The sequence below is a fragment of the Acinetobacter sp. CY81 genome (assembly GCF_059515925.1).
Genome location: NZ_JCAKNC010000002.1, coordinates 376,494 through 402,223, shown reverse-complemented (window position 1 = coordinate 402,223; position 25,730 = coordinate 376,494). Strand labels below are relative to the sequence as shown.

The 25,730-nt window shown below is 38.1% G+C and carries 19 protein-coding genes and 2 tRNA genes; 7 read left to right on the top strand and 14 right to left on the bottom strand.

Annotation, left to right across the window (positions count from 1 at the left end):
- Positions 1–37: 37 nt before the first annotated feature.
- From epmA to AC5YDM_RS04135, 10 genes are all read right to left on the bottom strand, one after another.
- Positions 38–1,006, bottom strand: a complete 969-nt coding sequence (epmA, locus tag AC5YDM_RS04180) for an EF-P lysine aminoacylase EpmA (RefSeq protein ID WP_496150920.1) — start codon at positions 1,004–1,006, stop codon at positions 38–40.
- 14 nt (positions 1,007–1,020) lie between these two features.
- The gene (locus tag AC5YDM_RS04175; RefSeq protein WP_496150855.1) at positions 1,021–2,088 is read right to left on the bottom strand and encodes a 4-phosphoerythronate dehydrogenase; all 1,068 of its coding nucleotides are present in this window, start codon (positions 2,086–2,088) and stop codon (positions 1,021–1,023) included.
- A 132-nt stretch (positions 2,089–2,220) separates the two neighbouring features.
- Positions 2,221–3,084 carry a cysteine ABC transporter substrate-binding protein gene (locus AC5YDM_RS04170; protein ID WP_496150919.1) on the bottom strand — a complete coding sequence of 288 codons (864 nt, stop codon included), beginning with the start codon at positions 3,082–3,084 and terminating at the stop codon, positions 2,221–2,223.
- An 89-nt stretch (positions 3,085–3,173) separates the two neighbouring features.
- On the bottom strand, positions 3,174–4,028 hold the full coding sequence (locus tag AC5YDM_RS04165; protein ID WP_496150854.1) for a transporter substrate-binding domain-containing protein: 855 nt from the start codon (positions 4,026–4,028) through the stop codon (positions 3,174–3,176).
- 17 nt (positions 4,029–4,045) lie between these two features.
- A complete protein-coding gene (locus AC5YDM_RS04160) occupies positions 4,046–4,777 on the bottom strand; it encodes an amino acid ABC transporter ATP-binding protein (protein ID WP_496150853.1) in 732 nt (243 codons plus the stop codon).
- 11 nt (positions 4,778–4,788) lie between these two features.
- Complete coding sequence (locus AC5YDM_RS04155) at positions 4,789–5,454, bottom strand: amino acid ABC transporter permease (RefSeq protein ID WP_496150852.1); 666 nt, start codon at positions 5,452–5,454, stop codon at positions 4,789–4,791.
- Entirely contained in the window at positions 5,444–6,103 is a 660-nt protein-coding gene (locus tag AC5YDM_RS04150) for an amino acid ABC transporter permease (protein ID WP_496150851.1), read from the bottom strand. Before AC5YDM_RS04150 ends, AC5YDM_RS04155 begins: the two co-directional genes overlap by 11 nt.
- A gap of 268 nt (positions 6,104–6,371) precedes the next feature.
- Positions 6,372–6,462 (bottom strand) — tRNA-Ser (locus tag AC5YDM_RS04145).
- Positions 6,463–6,560: 98 nt separating this feature from the next.
- Positions 6,561–8,594 carry an FAD-dependent oxidoreductase gene (locus AC5YDM_RS04140; RefSeq protein ID WP_496150850.1) on the bottom strand — a complete coding sequence of 678 codons (2,034 nt, stop codon included), beginning with the start codon at positions 8,592–8,594 and terminating at the stop codon, positions 6,561–6,563.
- Positions 8,595–8,773: 179 nt separating this feature from the next.
- On the bottom strand, positions 8,774–9,124 hold the full coding sequence (locus AC5YDM_RS04135) for a hypothetical protein (protein ID WP_496150849.1): 351 nt from the start codon (positions 9,122–9,124) through the stop codon (positions 8,774–8,776).
- 250 nt (positions 9,125–9,374) lie between these two features.
- Between AC5YDM_RS04135 and argG the strand changes: the two genes are divergently transcribed.
- Positions 9,375–10,718, top strand: coding sequence for an argininosuccinate synthase (gene argG / locus AC5YDM_RS04130; RefSeq protein WP_496150848.1), 1,344 nt, complete (start codon positions 9,375–9,377; stop codon positions 10,716–10,718).
- Between the two features lie 197 nt (positions 10,719–10,915).
- Here the strand turns inward: argG and AC5YDM_RS04125 are convergent, their stop codons facing one another.
- Entirely contained in the window at positions 10,916–12,154 is a 1,239-nt protein-coding gene (locus AC5YDM_RS04125) for a GGDEF domain-containing protein (RefSeq protein WP_496150847.1), read from the bottom strand.
- A gap of 256 nt (positions 12,155–12,410) precedes the next feature.
- On the bottom strand, positions 12,411–13,676 hold the full coding sequence (locus tag AC5YDM_RS04120; protein WP_496150846.1) for a diguanylate cyclase: 1,266 nt from the start codon (positions 13,674–13,676) through the stop codon (positions 12,411–12,413).
- A gap of 385 nt (positions 13,677–14,061) precedes the next feature.
- Here AC5YDM_RS04120 and pyrC point away from each other — a divergent pair, with 385 nt between their 5' ends.
- From pyrC to AC5YDM_RS04095, 5 genes are all read left to right on the top strand, one after another.
- The gene (gene pyrC, locus AC5YDM_RS04115; RefSeq protein WP_496150845.1) at positions 14,062–15,096 is read left to right on the top strand and encodes a dihydroorotase; all 1,035 of its coding nucleotides are present in this window, start codon (positions 14,062–14,064) and stop codon (positions 15,094–15,096) included.
- The gene (gene rnt, locus AC5YDM_RS04110; RefSeq protein WP_496150844.1) at positions 15,081–15,740 is read left to right on the top strand and encodes a ribonuclease T; all 660 of its coding nucleotides are present in this window, start codon (positions 15,081–15,083) and stop codon (positions 15,738–15,740) included. The genes pyrC and rnt overlap by 16 nt, the downstream gene beginning before the upstream one ends.
- 19 nt (positions 15,741–15,759) lie before the next feature.
- Positions 15,760–15,835 (top strand) — tRNA-Glu (locus tag AC5YDM_RS04105).
- A 151-nt stretch (positions 15,836–15,986) separates the two neighbouring features.
- Complete coding sequence (locus tag AC5YDM_RS04100) at positions 15,987–18,548, top strand: TonB-dependent receptor plug domain-containing protein (protein WP_496150843.1); 2,562 nt, start codon at positions 15,987–15,989, stop codon at positions 18,546–18,548.
- A gap of 158 nt (positions 18,549–18,706) precedes the next feature.
- On the top strand, positions 18,707–19,648 hold the full coding sequence (locus AC5YDM_RS04095) for a hypothetical protein (protein WP_496150842.1): 942 nt from the start codon (positions 18,707–18,709) through the stop codon (positions 19,646–19,648).
- 314 nt (positions 19,649–19,962) lie between these two features.
- Here the strand turns inward: AC5YDM_RS04095 and serC are convergent, their stop codons facing one another.
- On the bottom strand, positions 19,963–21,042 hold the full coding sequence (serC, locus tag AC5YDM_RS04090) for a 3-phosphoserine/phosphohydroxythreonine transaminase (RefSeq protein WP_496150841.1): 1,080 nt from the start codon (positions 21,040–21,042) through the stop codon (positions 19,963–19,965).
- Positions 21,043–21,489: 447 nt separating this feature from the next.
- Here serC and AC5YDM_RS04085 point away from each other — a divergent pair, with 447 nt between their 5' ends.
- A complete protein-coding gene (locus AC5YDM_RS04085; RefSeq protein WP_496150840.1) occupies positions 21,490–22,656 on the top strand; it encodes a type I restriction endonuclease in 1,167 nt (388 codons plus the stop codon).
- A gap of 42 nt (positions 22,657–22,698) precedes the next feature.
- Here the strand turns inward: AC5YDM_RS04085 and gyrA are convergent, their stop codons facing one another.
- Positions 22,699–25,683: a DNA gyrase subunit A gene (gene gyrA, locus AC5YDM_RS04080; protein ID WP_496150839.1), complete on the bottom strand. Its 2,985-nt coding sequence runs from the start codon at positions 25,681–25,683 to the stop codon at positions 22,699–22,701.
- Positions 25,684–25,730 lie beyond the last annotated feature (47 nt).

The window sequence follows — 25,730 nt, the reverse complement described above, 5'->3', positions numbered from 1 at the left end:
CGAATGCACTCTTTCAAATGCATTCAGGTAAATTCTATTAAGATCGATCAGCAGGAAAAGTTACCACTTGTTCCAACTTCATTTTCTCTGTAGCGACCATTATTAAGCGATCAACACCTAATGCAATTCCTGAACATTCAGGCATCTGTGGCAATGCAGCTAAAAGATATTCATCTACAGGCATGACATGCAGTCCAAGCTTTTCACGTTCAGCATTATCCGCTTCAAAACGTAAACGTAAAACTTCAGCATCAATCAGTTCATCGTAAGCATTTGCCAGTTCCAAGCCTTCAATGTATAGCTCGAAACGTGCAGCAACCAACTCACCGTCCTCATCAACTCGAGTCTTGGCTAAGGATGCCATTTCAGGTGGAAAATCGGTTAAAAATACAGGCGTGTCAAAACCCAAACTTGGTTCAACCATATGGGAAAAGAGTAAGTCCATATAACCCAAACGATCATCACCTAAATCTAAATTTAGACCCACTCGATGACATGCATCCTTTAAATCTTTTAAAGAAGCTTGTAACGGATTGATATCAAGACGATCCATAAATGCATGCTTATAACTCAAAATCGTTGGTCGAACTTCGCCAAAACGATGCCCCAAAGTTACATTTAGTAAGTCACTTACTTCAAACATCAAATCTTTAAGTGTAAATGAAGGACGATACCATTCCAACATGGTAAATTCACTGTTGTGCTTTCTTCCATGTTCATCATCACGAAAGACTTTACAGATTTGATAAATTGCCCCACTGCCACTTGCCAACAATCGCTTCATAGGAAATTCAGGTGAGGTTTGTAGATAATGAGTCTGCTTTCGTCCACCGATATGACGCAACGCTTGAACCGAAGCCAGATGTACATCTGTGACCCCAGCTTGGGACAATATTGGCGTCTCAACTTCCATCACATCACGTTCAGCGAAAAACTCACGTAATTGGGCATACATTTTGGCACGAGCCTGCATGGCTTTTAGGTCACAGGTCGGCTGATAATGAATTTGATTTACATCACTCACGCTTTAGGCCCTCCATGTGCAGCCCACTCACGGCGTAAGGGATATGTTTTACGTAAATGATCAAAAGCCTGTTGATCGACTTTTCCATCCTTCAGACACGCTCTGAGATTTTTGTCATCTTGCGCAATATCATAAATCTCAGCCAGCTTTGAAGTTAAAACGGATTTCAAATCTTGATCTTTAAAGAATGGCTCACAGACAGGTAATTGCGTTTCAAACTGTTTATTTACGTCATGATTAAAGGTTCTGCAGAAGGCTTCATAAATCATTTGTGTCCCACGTGCTTTGCCTTCCAAGCTATACCCTGCGATATGCGGTGTCACTAAAGTCACCAAATTGATTAAATCTTCAGATATAACTGGCTCATGTTCAAATACATCGAGTACGACTTGACGTTTTGTCTGTTGAATATCTGCGATTAAAGCGGATTCCTCAACCACAGGCCCACGCGCGGAATTGATTAAAATCGCTTTAGGCTTCATTTTCGATAACGCTTCAGCATTAATCAAATGATAAGTAGGATGTTCACCTTGTTTCGTTAAAGGCACATGAATGGAAATTGCATCTGCTTGAGACAGTAATTGATCAATTTCTACTTGCTCAACATCAGCACATTGTACAAATGGATCGATTCCTATGACCTTCCAACCCAAAAGCTGGGCCATTGTGACTAGGCGTGAACCGACGTTTCCTAAACCAATAACTCCAAGGGTAAAGTAAGAACTTTTGTTTAATAATTGGGGTTGAATATGTAATAACGCTGTAATGACATATTCTGAAACAGCTTGTGCATTACACCCTGCCGCATTTGACCATGCAATACCCTGCTTTTCTAAAGCGGGAATATCGAGATGATCCGTGCCAATCGTTGCGCTACCAACAAACTTGATCTCGGTATTTTGAGTCAGTGCTTCATTTACCTGAGTGACTGAACGAACTAAAAGCGCCTCTGCATCTTTGACATCTGCATGAGTAAGTGTTCGCCCTGCTTTTTGCTCAATTTGTCCAAACTCAGAAAAGAAGTAGTCGGTAAATGCTAGATTTTCATCTGCAACGATTTTCATAATTCAACCCAAATGCCTATTAACGCTATGATAGCGCTTTGGCATTCAACTGACTATGACAGCATATTGCGAATCACCATCCATCCATTAAAAAACCGTCATTTGACGGTTTGAATTTGTGGAGTAATGCCTTTATTCAACCAACAAGTCTTTTTCAGATATACCATCACCATAAACAGGTTTTAGGGTTTTTTCATAAGCTTGCTGAATCACACCTTCTTGAGAAAGTTTCTGCAAATCTTGATTCAACCAATCCAATAATTCTGTATTCCCCTTTTTAACTGCAGGGGCAATCAAATCTTGTTCACCTAAATTCGCAATTCCAACAGTGTAATTTGGGTTCTCTTTCGCCCAAGCAAGAACCAATAGGTTGTCATGCGCTAAAGCAACGCCACGTTTATCTTTTAAAGCATCAAAAGTTTCAGTATTTTGCTCATACTTTTGTAATTTAATTTCAGGGTGTTGTTTGCTAAAAAATGAATCCGCTGTAGTGCCTTTATTCACCAATAAGGTTTGACCTTTTAACTGAGCAATATCGGTAATCGGTTGTTCTTTCGGTGATACAACACCCAATGCCACCTTGAGATAAGGCTGAGCAAAATCAACAACTTCTTTACGTTCAGGTGTCACAGTAAAATTCGCAAATATAATATCCACTTTATTGGCTTTTAAATATTCAACTCGGTTTGCAGCCTCAGTCAGCACGAACTCAACCTTATTTTCATCACCCAATAAATCTTTGGCTACATGTTTTGCAATTTCAACATCAAAGCCTTGATTTTTACCTTGAGCATCTAAGTAACCAAAGGGAGGTTTGTCGCTAAATACACCTATACGTACCACACCATTTTTTTTGATTTGCTCAATACTTGAAACTTTTGATGAATCTGACTGCGCTTGATCTTTGGGAGTAGAAGATTGGTTACACGCACTCAAACTCAGGCTACCTAAACCAATCATAGAAACAACAAAAGCTTTTTTAAGATTTATGATCATATTCATTTTTAACACCTCTTTTTATTTCATTATGGGTCTACTTGTTGAAAAAAATTGTATGGAGTTTTACAGCTACAACGATGCATGCACTATTCATCACTCACTTTTAAAAAGATTTGTGCATCAACTTTGTCGCCATAAATGGGTTTTAAGGTTTGGTTATAAATATTCTGAATTTCACCTGTAGTTCTTAATTGCTTAATTTCGGTATTCAGCCAATTGAGTAATTCTGTATTGCCTTTTTTCACAGCAGGCGCAATAAAGTCTTCATTCCCAATTTGAGGAATACCGACGACAAACTCTGGGTTTTCTGCTGCCCATGCCAAGGCATAAGTACTGTCTTGAGAAATTGCATCGCCTCGACCATCTTTTAAAGCATTAAATGCATCTGTGTTTTGTTCAAACTTCAGCAACTTCACTTTAGGATAGTTCTTACTAAAATAACTGTCTGAGCTAGAGCCTTTATTCACGATCAAAGTTCGATTTTCTAATTGTTGAATATCAGTAATAGGATTGGTTTTTGGAGAAGTAATACCGAGTGACGCTTTCAAATACGGTTCTGCGAAATCAACCACCTCTTTACGCTCTGGCGTCACGGAAAAGCTCGCAAAAACCACATCCACTTTATCTGACTTTAAGAATTCGACACGGTTCGCCGCTTCAGTGACGACATATTGAATTTTATTTTCATCACCCAATAAGTCTTTAGCCACTTTTTTCGCTAAAGCAACATCAAAGCCTTGAGGTTTGCCTTGGCTATCGACATAACCAAATGGTGGATTATCTGCAAATACACCCACGCGAATCACATCATTTTTCTTAATCGTTTGTAGTGAATTTGCCTCACCTTCAGATGGTTTTTCTTTGGCTTGATCACATGCAGTCAATCCCACTGAACTGAGTAGAATTGCGGTCGTTAAAATGAGAGATTTTTGAAATATCATTATTTTTCCTTTTCTTCTTAGTAACTTAAAATATTTAAAAAAGATTTCGCTCGTTCAGTCTTTGGCTGACTGAAAAACTCATTTGCAGTCGCTTGTTCGATAATGTTGCCCTGATCCATAAAAATGATGCGATCCGCAACTTTTTGTGCAAATCCCATTTCATGCGTCACGATCAACATGGTCATGCCTTCTTGGGCCAAGCCCAAAACCACATCCAAAACTTCACGTACCATTTCAGGGTCTAGCGCTGCTGTAATCTCATCCATAAGCATGACTTTGGGCTGCATCACCAAAGACCGAACTATCGCAATCCTCTGTTTTTGCCCACCTGATAAATGACGTGGATAATCCAATTTTCGATCCAACAATCCCACGCGTTTTAACAATTGATTGGCCAATTGCTCAGCTTCAGCTCTTGCTCTTTTCTGTGCCTTTACAGGGCCAAGTAAAATATTATCTATGACATTCATATGTCCAAAAAGTTCGTAGTTTTGAAAAACCATGCCAACTTCTTGGCGTACCTGAGTCCATGCTAAGTCTTTACCTAACTCACCCACACCAGCCAATGAGATAGAACCACCTTGAATCTGTTCCAAGCCATTAATACATCGTAACAACGTGCTTTTCCCACAGCCTGAGGGCCCTAAAATAACAACTACTTCGCCGTGCGCAACCTCTAAATTAATGGAGTTGAGTATGCTTTTATCACCAAATGTTTTCTCTAAATGATCAATTCTAAGTAATGTCATCGTTCACCTCCTTATTCCCAAATTTTTTCTAAATGGCGTGATAACAATGACAAGGGATAACAAATCAGAAAGTACAAAAAGAAAATCAATCCATAAATCCAAAGCGATGCATTGGGCACAACCAATAATGAGTTTTCAATAATTTGCTGCCCTACTTTTAAAACTTCGACCACCCCAATCAGCACAGCCAAAGAACTGGTTTTGATCATTCGGGTAAATAAATTAATCGCACCTGGTGTTATTCGCTTCACACTTTGCGGAAAGACCACATAACACAAAACTTGCAATGGGTTGAGTCCAATCGCTGCAGCAGAATCACGTTGATGCTGATCAATAGATGTAATCCCTGCTCGGACTAAATCCCCCATTTCAGCCGTTCCCCACAGTACAAATACGAAGATACAGACCCAAAATGCGGAAAATTGCCAATTAAACCAAGTTGCAAATCCGAAATAAAAAACAAACAACAGAACCAAAATAGGAATGACCCGAATGGCTTCTAAATACAATCGACAAAAAATTTTAACGATCAAGCGCTTTGAGGTCATCGTAACGCCAAAAATCACACCAAAAAGCGCTGATAAAGCAACAGAAACTAAGGCAATCTGAATGGTGACCCACAAACCATAAATCAGTCTGAGTAAATGGCTCGGTTGAAATAAAAAATCAAGACCCATGACTCACCTTCCGACTTCGATATTCGAAATAACTCGTGAGTGCAGATACAGGCAGTAAAATAATCAAATAGGCACAGATCAATAAAAATAAGGCTTCAGTCGTTTTGTAGTCCATGCCAATCAGGTCTTTGGTGACAAACAGCAATTCAACAATGGCTATTGCACTGAGCACCGAACTCTCTTTAATGAGAAATAAGCAGTTCGCCCCGATGGCAGGAATAGACAATGCCAATGCTTGTGGCAACGTAACATAACGGAAAACTTGTAGTGGGCTTAGCCCAACACTTTTAGCAGAATCAATTTGCCCTTTCGATACAGACTGCAGACCTGCTCGAAAGACTTCTGCCATATAACTTCCACCTAAAAATGTCAGACCAATGATTCCACAACTAAAACCATCAATTTTGACGCCTAACTTAGGTAAACCGTAATACAGAAAAAATAGTTGAATGAGTAACGGTGTGTTTCTAGACAGTTCGATGTAAATCGCAACTATTTTATCGAGTATAAAAATTCGATTATTGAGGATGATGCTGCAAAGCAACCCAACAATGATTGAGAGAATAATTGCAATAAATGAAATTTTTAATGTCGTGAATGTCGCCTGATAAAATTGTGGCAACACACTCTGGATATAAAGCCAATTCAAAGAAAGTGTCCAAATCAGATGAAATGTTAAAAAAGCATTTTTTGATAAAAATTATTTTTATCTGTTCTGATTGGAGTTTAGAAAGTTAAGAAATTAGCGTGAACCATTTAATATGGATAAGCTTATTCATTATTTTATATTTTATAGGCAAATCATTGTAAAAATTGAAAATAGAATACTTCTACGATCTTTATAATTTTTTAAAATTCACTTTGCAATTTTCGGTCATAAAAAAAGCCCCAATCTTTCGATTAGGGCTTTTTGAATTTGGCGGAAGCGGTGAGATTCGAACTCACGGAGGGGTATAAGCCCTCGTCGGTTTTCAAGACCGGTGCATTAAACCGCTCTGCCACGCTTCCATGTGCGCCATAATACGAAGCTTTTCGAAGTATGACAAGTAAAAATTTCAACTAAAGCATTCAAGTGAATAATGTTTCAGCAAAACCCACTAAAAACCTTATATTTTGGCTGCAATTTCAGCACCTTCACGGATTGCACGCTTCGCATCAAGCTCTGCAGCAAGCTTCGCACCCCCAATAATATGGTACTTCGCTACCGTTTTTTCAGTTTCCGAAGGCATAATATCTTTAATCGACTCTTGCCCTGCACAAACAACCACTGTATCGACTCGTAATAGTTGAGCTTGACCATCAGTTTCAATCCACAAACCTTCATCAGTCACTGCTTTATATTGAACTCCACGTAACATTCGAACCGCATGTTTCTTCAACTGAGCACGATGTACCCAACCTGAAGTCTTGCCTAAACCCGCACCTAAAGGTGTGGTTTTACGTTGCAATAAATAAATCTCACGAACAGGATGATCTACTTGTGCAGGTACTGAACCACCTTCAGTCATATAATTCGGATTTGCATCTACACCCCATTCACGTTTCCAATCTTCTAAAGGTTGTGGTTGTGGCTGATGCTCAGGTTTAAGTAAATATTCAGATACGTCAAAACCAATACCGCCTGCGCCAATCACAGCCACTTTTTGACCTACAAGAGCACCACGTAATACTTCCGCATAAGACAGTACTTGAGGTGCATCACTACCTTCAATTTTCAGTGCGCGCGGTACAACACCTGTTGCCACAATAACTTCCTCAAAACCTTCACGCTCAAGTTGTTCACGATTCACTTTGGTATTTAAACGAAGTTCAACACCTGTTTTTTCAATTTGAATTTTAAAATAACGAATCGTTTCGTGAAATTCTTCTTTACCCGGTACAACCTTAGCTAAGTTGAACTGACCACCAACTTCATGACTCGCTTCGAACAATGTCACTTGATGACCGCGACTCGCTGCAACAGTAGCAGCAGACATCCCAGCCACACCACCACCCACCACAGCCACTTTTTTCGGCTTTTTAGTTTTTAAGTAAACTAATTCTGTTTCATGTGCCGCACGAGGGTTAACTAAACATGTTGCTCGTTTATTTTTAAAAGAATGATCTAAACATGCTTGGTTACAGGCAATACAGGTATTAATTTCATCGACACGATTGGTTGCTGCTTTGTTCACCCAAAATGCATCTGCTAAAAATGGACGTGCCATTTGCACCATATCTGCTTTACCTGCCGCTAAAATTTCTTCAGCAGTGTCTGGCATATTGATACGGTTTGAAGCGATGACTGGAATAGAAACATGCTTTTTCACTTCAGCTGTATAATCCACAAAAGCTGCACGTGGTACAGAAGTAACAATTGTCGGGATACGCGCTTCATGCCAGCCGATGCCTGTATTCAACAAAGTCACCCCTGCTTGTTCTAAAGCTTGCGCGACCTTAATCACTTCATCCATCGTGTTTCCATCATGCACTAAATCCAACATCGATAAGCGGAAACAAATAATAAATTTTTCACCAACTTTGGCACGGATCGCTTTGACAATTTCAACTGCAAATCGCATACGATTTTCTATGTCGCCACCCCAGTGGTCCGTACGCTGATTCACATGACGACTTAAGAACTGATTCAGTAAATACCCTTCTGAACCCATAACTTCTACACCGTCATAGCCTGCTTTCTTCGCAATGCTGGCAGTCTTCGCATAATCAGAAATTGTATCTAAAATCTGTTTATTCGACATTTGACGTGGTTTAAAGGGAGAAATCGGCGATTTAATCGGGCTTGATGACATCACAAAAGGCTGATAACCATAACGCCCTGCATGCAAAATTTGCATTAAAATTTTAGCACCATGCTTATGTACTGCATGTGTCACTAAACGATGCGGTGCAACATCACCCAAAGTATTCATCGTCCCGCCTGCAGGAAGTAACCAGCCTGAACGGTTTGGCGAAATTCCGCCTGTAATGATTAAACCCACTCCGCCCTTGGCACGTTCCCCGAAATATGCCGCCAGTTTTGGATAGTTATAAAAACGGTCTTCTAAACCTGTATGCATCGACCCCATCACCACACGGTTTCTAAGAGTAGTGAAGCCTAGATCTAATGGTTTTAATAAATTTGCATAGCGAGTTGTCATGGCATGTCCTTTAATTATAAGCTTTGCAACTTGTTGCATAAAATATTAGCGTGTTTTTTAAAATATAGGATGACTGATAATTTTTTTTTGCTGACCCTAAAGTCAATTCAGCTCTTAATAAAATGATTTAAGGTGTTTTCAACAATATGAAGTTGTGAAATGTAACCTAGTCAATCTGACTAAATATTCGTTGTACTCCCACCCTTTTCAGATTGCCATTTAAAAATAAAGATCAACATGATCACGCCCATGAATGTGCCGATCGGAAATGCTGACAATACAAATAATGTGAGAAAGAATGAAAAGATTCGATCTTTAGTTCGCCCATTTTTCACTAATTTTGCTGCGGTGATATGTAGTGCGATCAAAATGATTTTGCCGACCACACTCCCGATTAAGTAGCTCGAATTGTCTTTTGATAAATCCAAGCTGTAATTCAAGATATACACCGCATCAAAAACCACGATCACCGCAACGATATAATGCAACCAAGACAAGACTTTGTTTTTAACGGGTAATTCTTCAACCATTTTTCGCTTCAATCCCTGTATTTTCAGTATTTTAAATCTAGATCATTCTGATTATTCTACTGAATAATCTCACCTTATTCGTAAATTAACATTTTCTGAAACGATTAAAGTCATGACTTTAATCTAATATTTTTGAGCAGAGTCGCTTTTTTAAGAAAAATTTTGCATTCAAAAGTGCTACAATTAAAGAAATATGTATTCTCCTAGGCCACCTTCTCTTGGTGCCTATTTTATATCGTTAGGATTAACAATGACTGATAATGCAACTATCTTGCAGAATGTCCCAGTTGGCAAAAAAGTTGGTATTGCCTTCTCTGGTGGTCTAGATACTTCAGCTGCTCTTTTGTGGATGAAACAAAAAGGCGCAGAACCTTATGCTTATACAGCAAACTTAGGTCAGCCTGATGAAGATGACTACGATGCGATTCCGAAAAAAGCGGAAGCGTATGGCGCAGTGAAAGCTCGCTTAGTTGATTGCCGTTTACAGCTAGCGCTTGAAGGTATTGCTGCGATTCAATGTGGTGCGTTCCACATTTCAACTGGTGGCGTTCCTTACTTCAACACGACTCCATTAGGTCGTGCAGTAACAGGTACAATGCTTGTTACAGCAATGAAAGAAGATGATGTCAACATTTGGGGCGACGGTTCTACGTATAAAGGAAACGACATCGAACGTTTCTATCGTTACGGTTTATTGACTAATCCAGCACTTAAAATTTATAAGCCTTGGTTAGACCAAACTTTCATTGACGAATTAGGTGGCCGTGCAGAAATGTCACAGTTCCTGATCGACAATGGTTTTGACTATAAAATGTCAAAAGAAAAAGCATACTCAACAGATTCAAACATGTTGGGTGCGACTCATGAAGCGAAAGATCTTGAATATCTTGATGCTGGCATCAAAATCGTTGATCCAATCATGGGCGTTGCATTCTGGAAAGATGACGTAGAAGTGAAAGCTGAAGAAGTATCAATTACTTTTGAAGAAGGCTTCCCTGTTGCGATCAATGGCAAGCGTATCGAAGATCCAGTTGAGTTCATTCTTGAAGCGAACCGTATCGGTGGTCGTCATGGTCTAGGTATGTCTGACCAAATCGAAAACCGTATCATCGAAGCGAAATCTCGTGGTATTTACGAAGCTCCGGGTATGGCTCTTCTTCATATTGCTTATGAGCGCCTTGTAACAGGTATTCATAACGAAGATACGATTGAACAATACCGCATCAATGGTTTACGTTTAGGTCGCCTACTTTACCAAGGTCGTTGGTTCGATTCTCAAGCGCTTATGCTTCGTGAAACGGCTCAGCGTTGGGTTGCTAAAGCAGTAACTGGTACGGTAACTTTAGAACTTCGTCGTGGTAATGATTACACGATCATGAACACTGAATCTGAAAACCTCACTTATGAAGCTGAGCGTTTAACGATGGAAAAAGGCGACTCAATGTTCTCTCCAATGGATCGTATTGGTCAGTTGACAATGCGTAACTTGGATATTACAGATACACGCCAAAAACTAGGGATTTATACAAACTCTGGTTTATTGGCCGTAGGTACAGGTTCTGCTGTTCCGCAACTTAAAGACAAAAACAAATAAGTTTGTTTAAAGTCGAAAAAACCGCTCAATGAGCGGTTTTTTTATGATTAATGTCACAACTTAAACATTGAAATAGATTTCGACCTACATGATTTTCTATATAAGCTTCATCTGCACGGTTCAGCACATCAGAATAATTAGATATAAAAGCAAAAAAAATAAGGCTTTAAAATAGTCATTAATAAATATTCTCAGGCTTATAAAGTGACATAACGGTCACGGCCAGTATTTTTCGCCGAATATAAAGCTTGATCGGCTATTTTCAACAAGGCTGGATAATCCATACCCACCTCACCTTGATAAATGGTTAGCCCAATACTCACCGTTAAATAATCACCAATGCGAGAGCTTTTGTGTTCAATTTTCTGCGTACGAATATCGTTTAAAATATTTTCTGCGATTTTTATCGCTTCAGTATGCGTTGTGTCTTTCAGTAAAACTACAAATTCTTCACCACCATATCGAATAGCAGCATCACCTTCATGAATATGTCTTAATAAAGTCTGAGCCACTCTGATCAGTGCATTGTCCCCTTGATCATGTCCATACGTATCATTATAAAGTTTGAAATAATCCACATCGATAAACAACAGTGCAAATGGCGAATGGGTCGTTTGGGTATTCTCAATACAACTGATCAGCTGTTGTTCAAAGCCACGACGATTTCCCAACAATGTCAAAGTATCTTGATGACTCAACAAAATAAAATGCTGATTTAGCTTGGTATATATTTTCTTATCATATTCAATAATCACTGACTGCAAGAAACGAATACGATCTGATGAAATTGATAAAGTCAGCAAACCCAAACCTGCTAAACTCGGTAAAATCAATACATTAATCACAGCCCAAAGTGGCACATGAATCGATGCTATTTCAAAATAGGTAAAAGTGAGTGCAACTGAAATCATACTCGCCAAAAATGTAATTCGTGGTCTTAACCCTGAATACAAATACGCAAAGATCACCCCGATCACAATGACAATTGAGCCCCGCCATGCCAACTGTGATGTTTGCATAGACAGAAGAATCGATTGTGTCATGGTCAATGTAAAACACAGTACGACAGCAACTACGGGAGAATAATAAAGATTCCAGCTCCGTTTATTCACCATAAAATAAATAGTGAAAAGTAAAACCCACGTTGCAGCGAATGAAATAGCATTGCGTGAAATATCATGCGATCGATAAACTGTGTCTGCTGCAAAATAATTCAGCGTTAAACTGATAATATTGAATATAAAAAATATAATTAAAGTCGGAACAATGGCACGTCGGACTGTTTTAATTAAACGACTTTGACGGTCTTCCCAAAACTCCAACTCTAATCCTGACTCAAATTTAGGATTAATCTGATGCCGATGAATCGAAAGTAAATGTTCTATTTTCGCTTTATCTGCTTGTAGAGAATCTATATCTGAATCAATTTTCATCATAGGAGTATGGAGCAAGTTGAAATGACAAGAAGGAAAATAGTTTATTATTTACCCATATAATTTAACATTTATTTGAATAATCAAAAGCTTATTTCAGAAATTAAACCCTAAAAATTAATGATATACGTCTAAGTAAAAAACATATTTGTGATTTGACTCATAAATACATCTAAGACATTCAAGTTTTCAAAAATAGAGCACCTATTTAAGAGGAGTAATACTTCAACTTCATTGAGAATTTCATCTACATTGATGATTAGCGATACAAATCAGAGGTGCTATTAATCTTTAAAATCTGATAACGATCTCGACCTTCATTTTTCGCCAAATAAAGTGCCTGATCTGCAAGCTTAAGAATTTCAGGATAAGTCACATCCTCCTCACCATTGTATAAAGTAAGTCCAATACTGACCGTAAGATATTCAGCAATAGATGAATTTTTATGTTCAATTTTTTGGTTTCGAACATCATCTAAAATATCTTTTGCAATGGTTTCAGCCTCATGTCGTGTAGTGTCGCGAATCAACACCACAAATTCTTCGCCCCCATAGCGAATAGCTGCATCACCATCATCAATATGTCGAAGCAGTGTTTGTGCAACACGAATCAGCGCATTATCACCATGATCATGACCATATAAATCGTTATAGAGTTTGAAATAATCAACATCAATAAACAAAATCGCAAATGGTGAATTCGTCTGTTTTGTATGTTCAATACATTCTTTTAATTGCTGCTCAAAGCCACGACGATTACCCAATAGCGTTAAAGTATCTTGATGACTAAGCAGAATAAAATGTTGATTTAATTTTGAATAAATCTGTTTGTCATAATCAATAATGATCGATTGTAAGAAACGAATGCGCTCAGTAGAAATGGTGAGTGTCGCTAAAGCTAAACCAACAAGATTAGATAAAATCAAAGTATTGGTCACCACCCAAATTGGTAAATCCACTTGGGTTAACACTAAAAAAATACTGGTCAGCACACCTGCCGTCATTGCTGAAATAAAAGTCACTCGAGGACGTAGACCAGAGCATAAATAGGCAAACATAATACCTAAAGCAATAATCAATGATCCGCGCCATGTCATTGATAATGCATGGGTCGATAACAACACACTTTGGACAATGGTCAGGACAAAGCAAATGATTGTAGCAACAACTTTAGCGTAGTATTGATTCCATGCTGGCTTTTTAGCCATCGCAAAAATCGTAAATAATGCAACCCAAGCGGCCGAATATGAAATCATCGTCAGACCAACATCGTGAAAACGATGCTCTGGCGTCGTGGTCAGATAGTTCAGGGGTAAACTAATCAGCTCGAAGATAATAAAAATGATAATTGCTGGACGAATTGCTCTAACGATCATTTTAATTAAACGATCTTCGCGATCTTTCCAAAATTGAGATTCTAATTCAGCATCAAACTTGGAATTTATTTTTAGCTTTTGGCTTTCAAGTAGCTGTTCTATTTTAGCCTTTTGAATTTGCAGCTGATCTACGTCTGTTTCTAATTTCATATTTTTAGATAATGGTCTAGAAAGGTATTTTCCTTTTCCATTAATATTTTATGAGTGTTTATCAACATAGATTAACATTTATTCAACAAAATCAAAATATTATTTTAGAAAATTGTACCACCTTTGCGAAAATCATCACATTTTATTAGTGATTAATGAGATATTTAGACAATTTTTAAAAAATAGATAAAGAACTCAAAACCATTGAGCCTAAACAGATAAAATTCAACTTTCTCCATTATCTGAGTGCTAAATATACAATTCCATCAGAATTGAATAAATATGATTTAGAGAACTCGATAATTCGAGGTTTTATTCATTTTTCTAGTTATCAATTTGAGGGAAATTCGATTATCATTTGGTTTATTTTTTTCAGTATATTGCCTTGAATACGATTACTCTGCTTCAACCTGACGATTGGCATGCTCACTTACGCGATGGGCTTGCACTGAAACGAACTGTTCCTGATCTTGCACAGCAATTTCATCGTGCAATCTGTATGCCGAACACTGTTCCCCCAGTTAAAACCGTTGAAGAAGCAAATGCATATCGTGAACGAATCATGGCGCATGTCCCTGAAGGTGTTCCGTTTGATCCGCGTATGGTGCTTTACTTTACAGATCACACCTCTCCAGATGAAATTCTTAAAATAAAACAATCTGAATTTGTTAATGCCATCAAACTTTATCCAGCAGGTGCAACCACCAACTCGGATAATGGCGTAAGTGATATTCGTAAAGTTTATAGCGTGATTGAGCAACTTGAGGAACATCAAGTACCTTTATTGCTACATGGTGAAGTAACTCATAACCATATTGATATTTTTGATCGTGAAAAGCGCTTTTTAGATGAAGTATTAGCGCCATTACTCAAACAATTTCCTAAATTAAAGTTGGTGCTAGAGCACATCACTACCAGTGAAGCTGCTCATTTCGTGTTGGAACATGATCGTCATGTTGCTGCGACGATTACACCTCAACACCTTTTGTTTAATCGTAATGACATGCTCGTAGGTGGCGTAAAACCTCATTTCTACTGCCTCCCTATTTTAAAACGTCAAACGCATCAACAAACATTGCTAGAAGTTGCGACCAGCGGTAATCCTAAATTTTTCTTGGGTACAGATAGTGCCCCGCATTCGAAAAATGCCAAAGAAAATGCATGTGGTTGCGCAGGTTGCTATAGCGCACCAACTGCAATTGAGCTTTATGCACAAGCATTTGATCAAGTCGGCAAAATCGAACGTCTAGAAGGTTTTGCAAGCCATTTTGGTGCTGATTTCTACGGATTACCTCGTAATACCAATACCATTACCCTCGTGAAAGAAGATCAGATCATCCCTGAGAGCTTAGACTACTTAGATGATGAGAAAATCATTCCTTTATATGCAGGTAAAACCATCCATTGGAGAAAGGTGTGACAACTGAAAAACAACCTGTGATTGGACAACGATTCCGTGGCTTTCTGCCAGTCGTTGTCGATGTAGAAACTGCAGGTTTTAACGCGGATACAGATGCTTTACTTGAAATCGCCTGTATTCCGATTATTTACAATGATGAAGGTCTATTTGTCCCTGGTGAAGCTCACCATGCACATATTAATCCTTTTGAAGGTGCGAACCTTGATCGACGCTCACTCGACTTCATTGGAATTGACCCCTTCAATCCAATGCGTGTAGCAATGGCTGAAGATGAAAAGACAGCACTTAAACGTATGTTTAAAGCAGTGAATGAAGTGCGTAAGCAACAAGAATGTACACATGCAGTTCTTGTTGGTCACAATGCTCACTTTGATTTAGGATTTGTGAAAGCAGCAATTGCTCGTACAGGGACTAAAAATCAAAATCCATTCCATAGTTTTTCTGTATTCGATACAGTGACTTTAAGTGCTGTGATGTTCGGGCAAACAGTACTCGCTAAGTCGTGTATTCAAGCAGGTATCGAGTTTGATGGTAAAGAAGCTCACTCAGCTTTGTATGACACTCAAAAAACAGCTGAACTGTTCTGCTATATTTTGAACAAACTCAGTCCTCACCTGCTTGACACTTTAGTAGCGGATCAATAAGATACCGCTACTTCTAAACGTCCCTATCGTCTAGAGGCCTAGGACATCGCCCTTTCACGGCGGTAACCGGGGTTCGAATCCCCGTAGGGACGCCAATCTATTTTCATATCTCCATTCCATCGTTTTTATTTCCATTTCCGTCTCCTTTCTATACTTTTTTTTTGCTGCAAATAATTCTCATTTCTCTTGATTAACTTGTACTTTTTAATGATAATCACTCTCGTTATTATTCTCTCTTAAACCGCTATGTCATTCGTTCGCTCAAAATTAAGTTTAGCTATCATTGCTACATTAACAACCTCAGCATTTGCTAACGAAAACCAGACTCAAACTAACAATGATGATCCTTTAGTCAGTCTGAGTACCATTGTGGTTGAAGCAGATAAGAATAATGAAGTGGGTAAGACTGTATACACGCAAGAAGAACTTCAAAAAACACCTAATAGCTCAAAAAATATCACTGATTTTTTAAAAGTTAACCCAAATGTACAGTTTGATCGTGAACAACGATCTGCAACTACTCAAGGTGAATTACGCCCTGCTGAAATATCTATTAATGGCGCACAAAGTTATCAGAATAAATTTTTAATCAATGGAGTTAATAACAGCAATATTTTAGACCCAGGTGGCGCTTTAGGTTCAGATAGCTATCAAGGATTTAATACAGGCTCTCAAGGCATGGCAATTAACACTGACCTACTTTGTAAACTTGAGGTCCTCGATAGTAATGTTAGTGCAGAATATGGTGAATTTACAGGAGGTGTCATTAGTGCTGAAAGCTGTGCACCACAAACTGAAGTTGGCAAGGTTCATGGCACGATTATTTATGACTACACAGAAAGTGATTGGGCGCGCTACAACAACGTTACTCCAAACGATCCTAGTGAATCAGAAGAACCGACTGATTTAAATCAGAAAGAATTTAAAAAACAGGGATTGAGTACCAGTTTATATGGTCGTGCAACTGAAAATTTAGGTTTAAATATATACGCTTCAACACGTCAGTCTCTTATCCCAGTAAAGAGCGGATTAGCCGATCAATATATGATTGATCAAGAGCGCAATAATACTAATATTGGCAGCACTTTCTTCTATCAAGCATCAGATAATAATAAATTAAAATTTGGATTTGATTATGGGGATATTGATGCTCTAAGTTATATAGAGTCTCGTCGCAATTCCGACTCAAAATCCAATACACAATCGCTCGCAATATTTGGTGAACTAGAGTCACGCTTAAGCAAAAGTACAGTTATTCAAAAATTAAATTACCAAAAAATGGATAGTCAACGAGTTGCCTCAGACAACCGTGGTATTTTTTGGCAATATGCGGAAGGAAGCAAAGACTGGATTGATACACCAACATCCTCTACAGCAGGAGTTGGTGAAGGAACTGCATCTGGAAGCCTCAATCAAATTCAAGACTCTATTTCGTACGCTGTAAAATCCATTATTGATCCAATTAAATTTGGAAATACAACCCACCAATGGACTGTTGGCGCAGGTTATGACCACTACAACGTAAAGTGGGAACGCCCAGAAGATGTCTACTTATTTAACAATACAGGGAGAACGAATCTAAGCACCACTCAATCTTGCTCGGTAAATGATCCTTTATGTGATTCAGCGGTTACTTTAAATGGAAAAAATGGTCAATATTTTCTTAAAGGCAATCTATATAAAGCAGGTTCAACCAGTACACAACAAGACAAATGGAATGTTTATATTCAAGATCAAATTAAATGGGGCAACTGGGATGCGCGTATAGGCTTACGTAGCGACTACGAGTCGATAAGTAGTGATTATAATTTAGCTCCACGCACATCATTAAAATATCGTCCATTTGGGGATGATAGATTGCAAATAGTTAGTGGCTTTAACCGTTATTATAGCGCACAAACCTTAGCCACAAGATTGCGACAAGACATTGCTGATCTCAAATATAATATCGAGCGTGAACAGAAGAATCCATCATCTACAACGTGGAAAGAAATACAGGATTCAGGATATACCAATAATCTAAGTAATCTCAAAACACCGTATTCAGATGAAATGGTATTTGCTATTACTAGCCAAATTAGAGATTGGGAACTAGGTCTAAAATGGGTAAATCGAGACTCTAAGGACGAAATCACTCGGGATCGTTACGTAAGTGAACAAACACTTAACGGTAAAGTATATTTTTGGGGCACGGATTACTTTACCTATGGAAATAATGGCCGTAGTGAAGCCGATATTTTCACTTTAACACTTAGAAATTTACAACCACTGAATTTTTTCTCAACATCTCACCAATTTGCATTAGGCGCCGACTATTCAGATATATTTAAAAACTTTGTTGATTACTCTGAAAACTTTCAAGCCAATCATCCAATAGATTCTGAAGATCGCCTCGTTCAATATGGTGGTAAAATTATTTCATGGGCAGATCGTCCTGCAGAAAACTTCAACCAACCTTGGACTGCACGATTTAGCTGGGATATTGGTTTTGAAAACATTCCTCTTAAGATAAACAACTTTTTTAGTTATAAATCGAGTTATGAAGATGCGATTAGAGTAAAAGATATCGAATATAATGGGGAAATGATTGATGCTTTTGAAATCGAAAAAATTAAACCTCGATTTTCATGGGATATGCGAACAACCTATGACTTCAAAGCTGGTCAGAATAAAAATGCTATCCTTGGTTTAACCATCAACAATCTTACAAATCGTAAAAATACATACACCAGTAGCAACATGAATTCGAATACCTTAAAGTCTGAAATCGGCCGTCAATTCATTGCAGATGTCACCTTTAAATTCTAATGTGTTATAAAAAAGAGCACATTCAGTGCTCTTTTTTAACTTTGAAAAATAAATCCATCTAAATCTCTGCTTTAAATCACAAAAAAACATATTCGGACTTGAAATCTAGCATTCACCCACGATATTAATATTAAGTCACTCAATACCAAAATGAGCATATGAACAATCAAAATAGACCAGATACCATTACCATTGAAGATCGAAACTTTGGCAGCCATGTAGAGCACTGGAACTTACTTACAGACAATCCAGCAACCGAAGTCCCAAAATGGTTAGGTCTAGCTTTAGATGCTCCTGTGATGCCGATGGGACTCTGTTTAGATGAATCTGATATGGATGCATCTACTTGGCTCATTCAAGGTCCAAATCAATCACCTGTTCAATTCGCACAAGTGATTGAAGTAGAAAATAACAAACCTAAAACAGTGAAAACTGCATTCCCTATTTTCAATAGTCCTTACACCCTTTCAGCTAAAATTGATCGAATCATCACTTGTAAGTCGAATACACAAGCAGTACTTCAACTTCAAGTCAGTCCGAATAGTATGGTCTATGCTTTTGATTCACTCTATTCAGTGAATCACACTCAATATGAAAAAGATCAAGAGTACAAAGTACAGCTCAACGCATGGGCATACGAATTAGAAAAAGTATCTGACCGTGAACAAATCATCGTAGATGATCCTGCATCAATAAAACATCATCGTGCTTTAAATGAAATTTTAAGTGAAAATAATGGTATTGCCCCAGATAATTTACAACAGCAGATTGATGCCTGGGAACCAAAAACGGATGTCGATAAAGAGCCTGTTACCGTCGATTTTTCAAAGATGGTGGCTTATCTCTATGGCGAAACTATGGGTTTGGAAGATGAAGCTTGGTTTCAAGGGAAAGTCGTAGGTAAAACAGAGATGTCATTTATGAATGACCTCTTCACCTTGTACGATGTCACTTTGATTTTAGATGAAACTCAGCCTGCAACGCTGATTCGTATCGCAACTAAAGATAATTTATATAGAAATTTCGAAATTGGACAATATATTCGTGGAAATATATGGATTCAGGCGAATATTTATGCTAAAAATACATCAAATAAATAGGATTTAACTATAAATTAGAATTTAGGCTCCTAAATGAAAATTATACCGGAACAATCAACTAGTCTAATCTCGCATAGCAGTCCTCGTTTTCGAGTGGACACGGGTGCTTTTTGCTTTTTTGTATTAGGCATGTTTTTGTCCGCGATGATTTTACATATGACTGGAATTTTACCAACATTCTAATTTCACTTTAATTAAATAGTCTCTGATTCCTATCAATCAATTCAAAAAAAGCCCTCAAATATGAGGGCTTTTTAATATCAGATTTTAAATCATTTAATGATTTTTAAGCGATTGTTTTCAAGCAACAATTGTTAAGCATTACGTTTCGCAAAATCATCCATAAAGTCTACAAGTGCTTGAACGCCTTCTAAAGGTACAGCATTGTAAATACTTGCACGCATACCACCGACTGAACGATGACCTGCTAAATTTAATAAGTGATTTGCTTCAGCTTCTTGCAGGAATTGCTTTTCAAGTTCAGGCTTCGCCAATGTAAATGGCACATTCATAATTGAACGATTTTCTAATGCGATTGGATTTGCGTAGAAATCACTAGAATCAATATAGCCATACAACAATTCAGCTTTAGCAATATTGGCTTTGTGAATTGCTTCTACCCCACCCTGTTCCAACAACCATTCAAATACTAGACCTGATAAATACCATGCATACGTTGATGGTGTATTTACCATAGAATCATTTTTTGCTTGATCTGCATATTTTAGGATGCTTGGAATCTCAGGCTTCGCTTGATCTAGAAGATCTTCACGAATAATGACTAATGTTAGACCAGCAGGGCCAATATTCTTTTGCGCACCCGCATAGATCAAACCAAATTTAGTTACATCAATGGGTGCAGATAAAATACTTGAAGATAAATCTACAACCAACGGTTTGTCTGTTTCAGGAATTTGTGCAAACTGAAGACCACCAATAGTTTCGTTATCTGCATAATGCACATAAGCAGCATCATCAGATAAATCCCAAGTGCTTTGATCTGTAATTGCACTTTTACCATCAATCGTTGTACCTGCTTTAACGACATTGATGTCGCCATAGCGCTGTGCTTCTTTAAGTGCTTTTTCAGACCAAATCCCTGTATGGATATAATCTGCTTTATTGTTTTTACCCAATAAATTCAGTGGAATCGCAGAGAACTGTAATGATGCCCCACCTTGTAAGAACAATACTTTGTAATTCTCAGGGATATTCATGAGTTTACGTAAATCTGCTTCAGCTTTTTCTGCAACAGCGACATAGTCTTTGCTACGGTGACTCATTTCCATAATGGAAAGTCCCTTGCCTTGCCAATCGAGCATCTCAGCTTGAGCTTTTTCTAAAACGGCAGTGGGTAATGCAGCTGGGCCAGCACAGAAGTTGTACGCGCGCATGTTTTTTCCTTTCAAAGTGAAACACAATAAAATCATGGCATTTAATCATAGATAGCCATAGCTTGCAGTAGTTTCAGCTGAAATTATTTCAATGCTTTTTGTCAATTATAATTAAAAATTCAATAAGTAATTTTAAATTAGCCTGTTAAAGATCTATTTTGATATTTAAGTTGTAAACTATTCCTAAATATCATTTGAAAAATCATTTTAATTTTTAATTACAAATATAATTTAACTGTATAAAAAAATATTTCTCTCTATTACTACACAATTATCAACAATCAGTTATATAAAAATAGAATACCTCATTCTTCTTGTCGTTTTAGTGACAAACATCACACCAACAACTACAAACTTCGCCTCATATTTCCTGTTAATTATTGAAATATAAAAAGATTAAGTGAATACTAATTAAAATTTGTACAACAATATTAATAAGAAGGCCTTATGGAAGATTTTATAAATAAACTTCAAAATCACATCGAGCATGTAAAGCGTGTTGGTGAACATTGCTCTACTGAAGAAACAACAAAACAAGCATTAATATTACCACTTTTAGATATTTTAGGTTTTAGCCCATACGATCCAACAAAAGTTTTAGCTGAATTTGCTGCAGATTTTCCAGGGGTTAAATCTTCAGAGAGAGTTGACTATGCACTATATTGTAATGGGCAACCCGTTATGTTTATTGAAGCCAAGCCTTTCACCGCCAATTTAACAAATCATGCTCCTCAACTTTCACGTTATTTTAATAGTAGTTTAGGTGTGACTATTGGTGCAATTACAAATGGAAAAGAGTGGAGATTCTTCACAGACTTAATTAACACAAATGTAATGGATGAAAAACCTTTTCTAACAGTTGATTTCACAAAACATAAAGCGGATGAGCTAGTCCAACTTGCTGAATTTAGACATGATAATTTTCATGTCGAAAAATTGCGATTCTTCGCTGAAGAGAATCAATACATTCAACAATTTAAAACTGTCATTAAAAAGAGCATAAATGAAGTAGATATAGACTTTGTTCGATATGTGGCTCAACAATCTGACATACAACGTCAATTAAACACTAAATTTTTAGAAACAATTCAGCCTTTTGTTAAGCAAGCTGTTGAACAAGCTATTAGTGATACCGTTGTTAAAGGATTATCCTCTCCAACTATTATTACAGCACAGACCATTGAACCAAAATCGAACCAACATATTGAACAATCAATTGAGAATGACTTAAAAAATATCACCCACTCTGATAATGATAAAATTATTACTACTGTTGATGAGCAAGAACTCTATCGCATTATCACTGAACTTTTTCCAGAATCAGACCTATCAATTAAAGATACTGAAAGTTATTTTTCTATATTATTTCAAAACAAAAATAATCGATGGTTATTTAGATATGATGTAAATCGAAAACGACCTACAATTCAATTTAACATAGATATTGATGATCAACGCAAGCTCGAACTCAACCGTGCTGGGCTTGAAGTCCTAAATAATGGACTAATTAATCTAGACAAACCAGAACATATTTATAGAGCTGTTGGTATTTTAAGAGACTGCTTAGAATATTGTAGTAATGATGATAACTTCAGAAGAAGTATCTCTTCTTAAATAAAAAAAGGACGCCTCAGCGTCCTTTTTTATCAATACAGATTATTCATCTGTAGACTTTTCATCAGTATCAGTTGTATCCACTTCATGAGTTTCAGTGTTATCAACTTGATCCGTTGAAACGTCCTCACCCTCAATCGCTTCTACAAACTCATCTTCTTCCACTGCTTCAACAGAAACCACACCAACAAGCAACTCTTCATTGCCTAGACGGATCAGACGAACACCTTGAGCGTTACGACCTGTTTGAGCCACTTCAGAAGCACGTGTACGAACTAAAGTTCCACCATCAGAAATCAACATCAATTCTTTGGTTTCATCAATCGCCACCGCACCAACTAACTGACCATTACGTTCAGAAGTTTTGATTGCGATCACGCCTTTACCGCCACGCTTCTTGGTTGGGAAGTCATCTACAGGAGTACGTTTACCGTAACCATTTTCAGAAGCACACAGCACTTCACCTGTTTCAGGAACAACCACCAATGACACGATACGGCTGATCAATGCTGAATCCGAACCATCTTCATCATCAGAATCAACGTCGTTATCTTCATTCTCTTCAAGCAACGCTGCCGCACCAATGGTTACGCGCATACCACGTACACCCTTAGCCGAACGCCCCATTGAACGCACGTCAGTTTCAGCAAATCGAATCGCTTTACCTTCGTTAGAGAACAACATAATTTGCTGTTCACCATCAGTAATAGCCACACCAATCAGCGTATCATCACCATTCAACTCAATCGCACGTAAACCATTCGAGCGAACATTAGAGAATTGTTCTAACTCAACACGCTTGATCGTGCCGTATTCAGTTGCCATGAACACGTAGAAATTCTTACGCACTGCTTCAGCTTGCTGAGCAAAGTCATTGATGATCTCATCATCAAGATCAGTCGTAGAAAGCTCTAAACCAAGCTCTTTTAACTGTGTACGTAGTGCTTCAGAAATATCATCTGCACCATCTTCTGAATCATTTAACGCGGCTTCAAGCTCAACAAAATGACCATTGATCACTTCATTTTCTTGAAGTTTCGCTGCATTGGTTTTCACAAATGCTTTGAAATCTGCCAAACGATCTTTAAATTTCTTCGGAGCATCAATTACAGGAAGAATCGCTGTAATCGTTTCACTCTCGTCCAATGGCAACAAGTTCACCATTGGGCGACCTTTAGAACCACGAGATGCTTGAGGCACTTCATACACTTTCAGGCGGTAAACTTTACCGACATTAGTAAAACAAAGTACTGTCGCATGGTTAGATGTCACAATCAGATGTTGAATGTAATCATCTTCTTTCATCGAAGTTGCAGACTTACCACGTCCACCACGACGCTGTGCAGCGTAGTCAGACAATGGTTGAGTTTTCGCATAACCAGTTTTAGAAACGGTCAGAACCATTTGCTCTTCAGGAATCAAATCTTCACGAGAGAAATCAATACGAGATTCAACAATCGCTGTTTTACGTGCATCGCCATAGTTTTGAAGAATCAAAGCAAGCTCTTCACGAATTACGTTCATCAACAAATTGAAATCATTTAAGATGGCTGTGTACTCAGCAATCTGCGCCAAAATATCAGAATATTCAGCATGCAACTTGTCTTGTTCAAGACCTGTTAAACGATGTAAACGTAATTCTAAAATTGCGCCGACTTGAGTTGGCGACAAACGATAAATACTGCCATCAAAACCAAATGGTTTTGCAAGGTCTTCACCTTCGATCACATCTGGACGAACTGAAACTGAACCCGCTTTTTCAAGCAATGCAACCACACCACCCGCAGCCCACTCACCCGCTTGTAAACGTTCACGCGCTTCCGCAGGGTTTGCAGAGGTTTTAATGGTTTCAATAATTTCATCAATGTTTGCAAGTGCAACAGTCAAACCTTCTAAGATATGACCACGTTCGCGCGCTTTGCGTAATTCGTACATAGTACGACGTGTTACCACTTCTTGACGGTGACGAATAAACGCAGCAATGATGTCTTTCAAATTCATTAACTTCGGTTGACCATTGTCTAGGCAAACCATGTTAATACTGAAAGAGTTTTCTAATTGTGTGTTTTGGAATAAGTTATTTACGATGACTTCAGCGTTTTCGCCACGCTTCAAATCAATCGCAATACGCATCCCTTCTTTATCTGACTCATCACGAAGCTCAGAGATTCCCTCAAGTTTTTTCTCTTTAACCAATTCAGCAATACGCTCAATCGTTCTTGCTTTATTGACTTGATATGGAATTTCAGTGAAGACAATCGTGGTACGACCGTTTTTAGGATCTTCTTCAAAATGGTACTTACCGCGGATATGCAGACGACCTTTACCTGTACGGTAAGCATCTACAATGCCTGATTTACCATAGATAATACCGCCAGTCGGGAAATCTGGACCAGAAATGTGTTCCATCAATCCTTCAATGCTGATATTCGGATTATTTGCATAAGCCAAACACGCATTCACAACTTCAGTCATGTTGTGGGGCGCCATATTGGTCGCCATACCCACTGCAATACCCGTTACACCATTCACTAACAAGTTAGGAACACGTGTCGGCATGACTTGAGGAATACGCTCAGAACCGTCGTAGTTGTCTTCCCACTCAACCGTGTCTTTTTCAAGATCAGCCAAAAGTTCATGGGTTAACTTACGCATACGAACTTCGGTATAACGCATTGCTGCTGCACTATCGCCATCGACAGAACCAAAGTTACCTTGACCATCAACCAATTGATAACGCAAGCTAAAATCTTGAGCCATACGTACGATTGTTTCGTAAACTGCAGAATCACCATGTGGGTGATATTTACCGATCACGTCACCAACCACACGCGCAGATTTTTTATAAGCTTTGTTATAGTCATTGCCCAGTTCGTGCATTGCAAATAGCACACGACGGTGAACAGGCTTTAAACCATCTCTTACGTCTGGTAATGCACGAGAAACAATTACACTCATCGCATAGTCGAGATATGAGCTCTTCAGCTCATCCTCAATGGCAATCGGTTTAATTTCCGATAGGCTCATGCATACTCCTTATTACAAACAGCAATAAACCGCTCGTTTTATATATC

Bases quoted from the DNA above. Each gene is read 5' to 3' on its own strand.
- AC5YDM_RS04175 (WP_496150855.1), bottom strand. From the start codon at position 2,088: ATGAAAATCGTTGCAGATGAAAATCTAGCATTTACCGACTACTTCTTT.
- AC5YDM_RS04170 (WP_496150919.1), bottom strand. From the start codon at position 3,084: ATGATCATAAATCTTAAAAAAGCTTTTGTTGTTTCTATGATTGGTTTA.
- AC5YDM_RS04165 (WP_496150854.1), bottom strand. From the start codon at position 4,028: ATGATATTTCAAAAATCTCTCATTTTAACGACCGCAATTCTACTCAGT.
- AC5YDM_RS04160 (WP_496150853.1), bottom strand. From the start codon at position 4,777: ATGACATTACTTAGAATTGATCATTTAGAGAAAACATTTGGTGATAAA.
- AC5YDM_RS04155 (WP_496150852.1), bottom strand. From the start codon at position 5,454: ATGGGTCTTGATTTTTTATTTCAACCGAGCCATTTACTCAGACTGATT.
- AC5YDM_RS04140 (WP_496150850.1), bottom strand. From the start codon at position 8,594: ATGACAACTCGCTATGCAAATTTATTAAAACCATTAGATCTAGGCTTC.
- AC5YDM_RS04135 (WP_496150849.1), bottom strand. From the start codon at position 9,124: ATGGTTGAAGAATTACCCGTTAAAAACAAAGTCTTGTCTTGGTTGCAT.
- argG (WP_496150848.1), top strand. From the start codon at position 9,375: ATGACTGATAATGCAACTATCTTGCAGAATGTCCCAGTTGGCAAAAAA.
- AC5YDM_RS04125 (WP_496150847.1), bottom strand. From the start codon at position 12,154: ATGATGAAAATTGATTCAGATATAGATTCTCTACAAGCAGATAAAGCG.
- AC5YDM_RS04120 (WP_496150846.1), bottom strand. From the start codon at position 13,676: ATGAAATTAGAAACAGACGTAGATCAGCTGCAAATTCAAAAGGCTAAA.
- AC5YDM_RS04100 (WP_496150843.1), top strand. From the start codon at position 15,987: ATGTCATTCGTTCGCTCAAAATTAAGTTTAGCTATCATTGCTACATTA.
- AC5YDM_RS04095 (WP_496150842.1), top strand. From the start codon at position 18,707: ATGAACAATCAAAATAGACCAGATACCATTACCATTGAAGATCGAAAC.
- serC (WP_496150841.1), bottom strand. From the start codon at position 21,042: ATGCGCGCGTACAACTTCTGTGCTGGCCCAGCTGCATTACCCACTGCC.
- AC5YDM_RS04085 (WP_496150840.1), top strand. From the start codon at position 21,490: ATGGAAGATTTTATAAATAAACTTCAAAATCACATCGAGCATGTAAAG.
- gyrA (WP_496150839.1), bottom strand. From the start codon at position 25,683: ATGAGCCTATCGGAAATTAAACCGATTGCCATTGAGGATGAGCTGAAG.